The following is a 6,139-nucleotide window of genomic DNA, read 5'->3' as shown; positions in this document are numbered from 1 at the left end:
TAAGGTCCCTAAATATGTGCTAAGTGGGAAAGGAAGTGGAACTACTTTGACAGCCAGGAGGTTGGCTTAGAAGCAGCCATCCTTTAAAGAAAGCGTAATAGCTCACTGGTCTAGTGGTTCTGCGCCGAAAATGTACCGGGGCTAAAGCACATTACCGAAGCCACGGAGGTCAGAGGACATAGTTCTCTGGTCTGGTAGGGGAGCGTTCTCTTCGGGACGAAGTTCAACCGAGAGGTTGGGTGGACTGTAGAGAAGTGAGTATGCTGGCATGAGTAACGATAAAACGGGTGAGAAACCCGTTCGCCGTAAGCCTAAGGTTTCCTGGGTAAAGTTAATCTGCCCAGGGTTAGTCGGCCCCTAAGACGAGGCTGAAAAGCGTAGTCGATGGGAAACAGGTTAATATTCCTGTACCTGCTTGTTGATCGTTTGAGTGATGGGGTGACGCAGAAGGGTAGGTCATCCGGGTGTTGGACGTCCCGGTTCAAGCCTGTAGGCTGAAGATCCAGGCAAATCCGGATCTTCATAAGGCCGAGAGGTGATGACGAGTCTTAATAGACGGAAGTGACTGATCCCATGCTGCCTAGAAAAACCTCTAAGCGAGATCAACTGGCGGACCGTACCGTAAACCAACACAGGTAGGCGGGGAGAGTATCCCAAGGCGCTTGAGATAACTCTGGCTAAGGAACTCGGCAAAATGACCCCGTAACTTCGGGAGAAGGGGTGCTCCTTTGGGTGATTAAATTTACTTTATGAGCCTGGGGGAGTCGCAGCGAAATGGCGGTGGCGACTGTTTACTAAAAACACAGGTCTCTGCGAAGTCGCAAGACGACGTATAGGGACTGACGCCTGCCCGGTGCCGGAAGGTTAAGGGGAGATGTTATTTTACTTCGGTGGGAGAAGCATTGAACCGAAGCCCCGGTAAACGGCGGCCGTAACTATAACGGTCCTAAGGTAGCGAAATTCCTTGTCGGGTAAGTTCCGACCTGCACGAATGGCGTAACGATCGCCGCACTGTCTCGGCCAGAGGCTCAGTGAAATTGAATTCTCGGTGAAGATGCCGAGTACCCGCAGCAAGACGGAAAGACCCTGTGCACCTTTACTACAGCTTGACATTGGACTTTGGGCTATCATGTGTAGGATAGGTGGGAGGCTTTGAAGCGGTCACGCTAGTGATCGTGGAGCCGCCCTTGAAATACCACCCTTGGTAGTCTAGGGTTCTAATCCCGACCTGTGAAGCCAGGCGGGAGACATTGTCTGGCGGGTAGTTTGACTGGGGCGGTCGCCTCCCAAATAGTAACGGAGGCGTGCAAAGGTTCCCTCAGGCTGATTGGAAACCAGCCGTTGAGTGCAAAGGCATAAGGGAGCTTGACTGTGAGAGAGACATCTCGAGCAGGTACGAAAGTAGGCCTTAGTGATCCGGTGGTTCTGAATGGAAGGGCCATCGCTCATCGGATAAAAGGTACGCCGGGGATAACAGGCTGATCGCGTCCAAGAGTTCACATCGACGACGCGGTTTGGCACCTCGATGTCGGCTCATCACATCCTGGGGCTGGAGCAGGTCCCAAGGGTATGGCTGTTCGCCATTTAAAGTGGTACGCGAGCTGGGTTTAAAACGTCGTGAGACAGTTTGGTCCCTATCTGCTGTGGGCGCAGGAGACTTGCGAGGCTCTGTTCCTAGTACGAGAGGACCGGAATGGACGATCCTCTAGTGGACCTGTTGTCGCGCCAGCGGCACAGCAGGGTAGCTATGATCGGCAGGGATAACCGCTGAAAGCATCTAAGCGGGAAGCCTTCCTCAAGATAAGGTCTCCCCTCTGACATGTACGCAAGTACGTGTTGGACTAAAGGACCCTGGAAGACCACCAGGTAGATAGGCCGGAAGTGTAAGCATGGCAACATGTTGAGCTGACCGGTACTAATAGTCCGTGAGTCTTAACCTGACTACAAAAAACTTACTCCTATTAACTTATAAATTTTGTTCCGGCGGCCAAGGCGGAGGGGCCACACCCGACTCCATTCCGAACTCGGAAGTTAAGCCCTCCAGCGCCGATGATACTTGGGGCATACCCCTGGGAAAGTAGGACGCTGCCGGAACATTTTCTCCACAAAAAAAGGGATTCCACTTACTGGAATCCCTTTTTTTGTGGTTCACCCAAACCTGGACGGTCCAGAACCACTCATGCTATAGTGATAATGAGTTATGCCCGTAAACGAGCTGTCAGTTATTTGTTGATTGGGGTAAGGCAGTTAATTCAGGCTTTGGAGCTTCAACCAATAACTGTTCACTGATAACACTTCCTTATTAATTAATCAGTTACCAGTCGCAAGATCAAGGGTGATATATGGAAGTTCTGTTTGTTTTAAAAAAAGTTGTTTCCAGGCTGGTTTTTCCGCTACCTCTTGCCCTGCAGGTCATCCTGCTGGGGCTTATTTTTATTATCTTCAAAAGAAACCGGACGGGATTTGTTTTTATCCTGGCAGGCACTGTCTTTCTGGGTGCAATATCAGTAGAGCCTGTGGCTGACAGGATGCTCAGGCCTCTGGAGCAGAAGTATCAGCCTTTGCAGTATGACGACACATCTGCTCCATCATATATCGTGGTGCTGGGGTCCGGTCATTTTCTTCAGGAAGGCCTGCCACCCAATGCCCTGCTCAGTCAGTCCTCATTGTCCAGAGTAGTGGAGGGGATAAGGATCAAAAATATGTATCCGGACTCCACACTGGTATTCACCGGCGGCAGGTTCAGGTATCCTGTGGCTAGTTCCGAGCTTGCTGCATTGGCATCTGTTGAACTGGGCATAGATGAAAACGATATCCTGGTTGTCGCGGAGGCAAAGGATACTGAGGACGAGGCCAGCCTGGCCAGGGATATCGTGGGGGATGAGTCTTTTGTGCTGGTAACGTCTGCATCACATATGCACCGGTCCATGATCATATTCAAATCTGAAGGTATGGACCCGATACCTTCGCCAACCGACTTCAGGGCACCGGACAAGCTGTACAATCTCTGGGATTACTTTCCCAGTGCAGGTGCCCTTGCCAAGACTGAAAGGGTGTTTTATGAAAGGCTTGGTCTGGCTTGGGCAATGATTAGAGGCATTGTCCCTGAATAAGATCATTTTGAAGTAAAAGGAGATTGGCAATGTCAGATTCCCCACTTGACACTCTGGAAGACAAACTTTCGGAGCAGGCGGAAAGAATCCGTGAACTGGAGAAAAAGGCCGACAAAATACTTGAAGAAAGCTACGACCTGGATCAGCACAGGTCCCTTCTGGAACAAAAAGCGCAAATACTTGCCGGCCTGCCTGAAACGGCGGAGCCTTTTCTGGATCAACTGTCTCATCAAACCAGAAGTGCTGTGGAGCAAAGGCTGAACACCTTTGCCCACAATGCACAGCAGGCCATGGGTGTCGGCAGTGTCTTTTTCATGCGGCAGCTGCTTTACCCGGAAGATTACCGGGAAGGCCAGGCAAACGACCTGGAAAGCTTTATACAGGCTTTGAAGCAGCGGCACTAGCTTTTCCGGGCAAGAGCAGTTCAAAGGACGGCAACGAGCAGTTATTGCGACACGTACTCCCCGAGGTCCGATATCTTTTCCCAGCCATGTTCTTCATGCAGTTCCCTGGAGGTGAACAGGACAAAAGTATTGTTGGCCGGGGCGTAATCCAGCCAGACCACGTCATGGTTTTCCAGATACCAGTCTTTTACCAGCTCATAGCATTCTTGGGGATCAGTAACTACTTCATCGTAACCCATTACATTCATGAGGCCGGTCCCGGTATATTCCCAGTAAATATCAATCTGCCCGGAAAAAAGGGCAGGAGTGATTACGGCAGTCTCTCCCAGGCCAGTTTCGTCCACAACCTTGTATCCCCGGTCCTCCAGTAAATATCTTGTCAGGTAACCCAGGGTCAGCGCTTCGGTAAAAGTCTTGCCTCCCACTACAATCTCACCGGCGTCTTTTTGTTCAGGTGGTTCTTTTTTTATCAGCCCTTCCTGCAGCAGGAAATATCTGGCAGCATCCCGGGGCATTTCATTGTCAATGGATACTTTTTTGTTGAGCATGCTCAGAGTTTTCAGATCCAGGCGCGAAGACAGTTCCTGCATGATTTTTTCCAGCTCTGGATATGTTTCCAGGATATCTTTTCGAACCAGGGGAGCGGGGTTATAGGCCGGAAAAAAGGCCTTGTCGTCTTCAAGCACTACCAGGTCGTATTTGACAATGCGGCCTTCGGTGGCATCTCCTATGCCCACGTGGGCCAGCCCTTCCCCAACTGCCTGGTAGGCCAGTCCAAGGTCTACCACTGCCAGTTCAGGGAACTCAAAACCGTAGTGTTCCTGGAAATTGGGCAACCCGTCAGATCTCTGGGTCCACTCGGCAGAGCTGGCCAGTTTGAGCTTTGCTTCACCCTTGCCGGTATCATCAGAGCCGCATCCTGGTAAAATCAGGATTGCAAGCACCGCCAGCAGCATTATTTTGTTCAGCATTTTCATGATCACTCCTTTTTGTCTGCATTTCTTATTTTAAATGACTCGGGGATAGATACCATTCCAGTAAAGTAAGCATACGTTCAATTAAAACAGCCATTATTCCGATATAAACAGTCCCGGCCAGGATAAGCTCCGCCTGGAAGAAATTTATGCCTGCAAAAATAACAGCGCCCATCCCTTTGCCGCCCACCAGAGCTGCAAGGACGGCAGTACTCACGGTAAGAACGGCAGAGGTCTTTATCCCGGTCATGATGCCCGGGACACTCAGGGGAAGCTCAACCTTCCTCAGAACTTCCCATGGAGTCATACCCATGCCCCTGGCCGCCTCCTTGACGTCCTGGGGCACAGATGAAATTGCGGTGATGGTGTTTCGGGCAATGGGCAAAAGGGCGTAAATGCTCAGGGCCAGGATAGCAGGTGCATAACCCAGGCCGAGAAAAGGAAAAAATATGGCGATTACCGCCAGAGGCGGTATGGTTTGCCCGGCGTTGAATACTGCCATGATCCTGGAAGTAAAGCGGCGGTACGCAGGTCTTGTAAGCATGATTGACGTGGGCAGGGCGATGAGTACAGCTATACACATGGGAATCAGTACCAGGTTCAGGTGCTCCAGGATATAGGGGGGTGCCCGGTGGCTCATGGCATGAATAAAAAGCTCCGGATCAAAGCTCACTTTCTTCCCCGCTTACTTTGTTGATATGTCTTTTTATGTCCGACCAGCTGAGAGTTCCTGCCAGGTGATTGCCCCGACAGACTCCAACCCGGTCCTGGTTTTTTTTCATCATTACTTCCAGGGCCAGTTTGACAGGCTGGTAGGACTGCACTGTACAGCCGGATCCCAGCAGATCATCTGAAATATTATCTGCCGGCTCCATTAATGTTTCCGCTCTGGTCAGGTCAAGAATCTTTACCCCCCGGTCATCTCCGATGAGACTAAGTACAAAGTCATCCGCTGGACTGGTAAGCACTTCAACGGGAGAACCCATCTGTACCAGGCGGCCCTGGTTGAAAATAATCAGGTAGTCAGCCATCTTGATGGCCTCGTTTATATCATGAGTCACAAAACAGATGGTTTTTCTAACCTGCTGCTGCAGCTTCAAAAACTCGTCCTGCAGCCTGATGCGGATTATGGGGTCCACTGCTCCAAATGGTTCGTCCATAAGCATTATGGGAGGATCGGCAGCCATGGCCCGGGCTACACCCACCCTCTGCATCTGGCCGCCGCTCAGCTGATGGGGGTATTTGTCAGCTATATCCCCTGAATCAAGGCCCATGAGTTTCAGCAGTTCATCCACCCTGTTGTTTATCTTTTCCTGAGGCCAACCCAGCAGACCTGGCACAAGGGCAATGTTCCTGGCCACGGTTCTGTGCGGCAGCAGCCCTGTCTGCTGGATTACATATCCAATGGAGCGGCGCAGTGCCGAAGGGTCTGACTTGAGGGTATTCTCCGAATTTATAAGGATTTTGCCACTGCTTGGTTCTTCCAGACGGTTCATCATCCGCAGGATGGTGGTCTTGCCGCATCCTGAGGGGCCAAGCAGCACACAGATATTTCCCTGGTTCACCCTGAAGGATACATTGTCCACTGAAGGCGATGGTGCCCCCGGAAATATTTTGGTAACGTTTATAAGTTCAATCATGTGTCAGC

General features: G+C 51.0%; 5 protein-coding genes and 2 rRNA genes (1 of these 7 cut by a window edge). 4 read left to right on the top strand and 3 right to left on the bottom strand.

Going from position 1 to position 6,139, the window contains the following annotated elements:
- The 4 genes from DTHIO_RS01075 to DTHIO_RS01060 form a co-directional block, all read left to right on the top strand.
- Positions 1-1,940: ribosomal RNA gene (locus tag DTHIO_RS01075) — 23S ribosomal RNA — on the top strand (it extends 1,489 nt beyond the left edge of the window).
- A 39-nt stretch (positions 1,941-1,979) separates the two neighbouring features.
- Positions 1,980-2,094 (top strand): 5S ribosomal RNA (gene rrf, locus DTHIO_RS01070).
- Between the two features lie 248 nt (positions 2,095-2,342).
- Positions 2,343-3,113, top strand: a complete 771-nt coding sequence (elyC, locus tag DTHIO_RS01065) for an envelope biogenesis factor ElyC (protein WP_008868514.1) — start codon at positions 2,343-2,345, stop codon at positions 3,111-3,113.
- 29 nt (positions 3,114-3,142) lie between these two features.
- Positions 3,143-3,517 (top strand): hypothetical protein, encoded by a 375-nt coding sequence (locus DTHIO_RS01060; protein WP_008868513.1) that lies wholly within the window; start codon positions 3,143-3,145, stop codon positions 3,515-3,517.
- A 41-nt stretch (positions 3,518-3,558) separates the two neighbouring features.
- Here the strand turns inward: DTHIO_RS01060 and DTHIO_RS01055 are convergent, their stop codons facing one another.
- From DTHIO_RS01055 to DTHIO_RS01045, 3 genes are read right to left on the bottom strand one after another with little or no spacing between them, the layout of a single operon-like run.
- Positions 3,559-4,494, bottom strand: a complete 936-nt coding sequence (locus tag DTHIO_RS01055; protein ID WP_008868512.1) for an ABC transporter substrate-binding protein — start codon at positions 4,492-4,494, stop codon at positions 3,559-3,561.
- Positions 4,495-4,519: 25 nt separating this feature from the next.
- The gene (locus DTHIO_RS01050) at positions 4,520-5,164 is read right to left on the bottom strand and encodes an ABC transporter permease (RefSeq protein WP_008868511.1); all 645 of its coding nucleotides are present in this window, start codon (positions 5,162-5,164) and stop codon (positions 4,520-4,522) included.
- Complete coding sequence (locus tag DTHIO_RS01045; RefSeq protein WP_008868510.1) at positions 5,154-6,131, bottom strand: ABC transporter ATP-binding protein; 978 nt, start codon at positions 6,129-6,131, stop codon at positions 5,154-5,156. The genes DTHIO_RS01050 and DTHIO_RS01045 overlap by 11 nt, the downstream gene beginning before the upstream one ends.
- Positions 6,132-6,139: the final 8 nt, after the last annotated feature.

Source organism: Desulfonatronospira thiodismutans ASO3-1 (genome assembly GCF_000174435.1).
GTDB classification, from domain to species: domain Bacteria; phylum Desulfobacterota; class Desulfovibrionia; order Desulfovibrionales; family Desulfonatronovibrionaceae; genus Desulfonatronospira; species Desulfonatronospira thiodismutans.
This window is presented reverse-complemented; position numbering and strand designations above follow the sequence as displayed.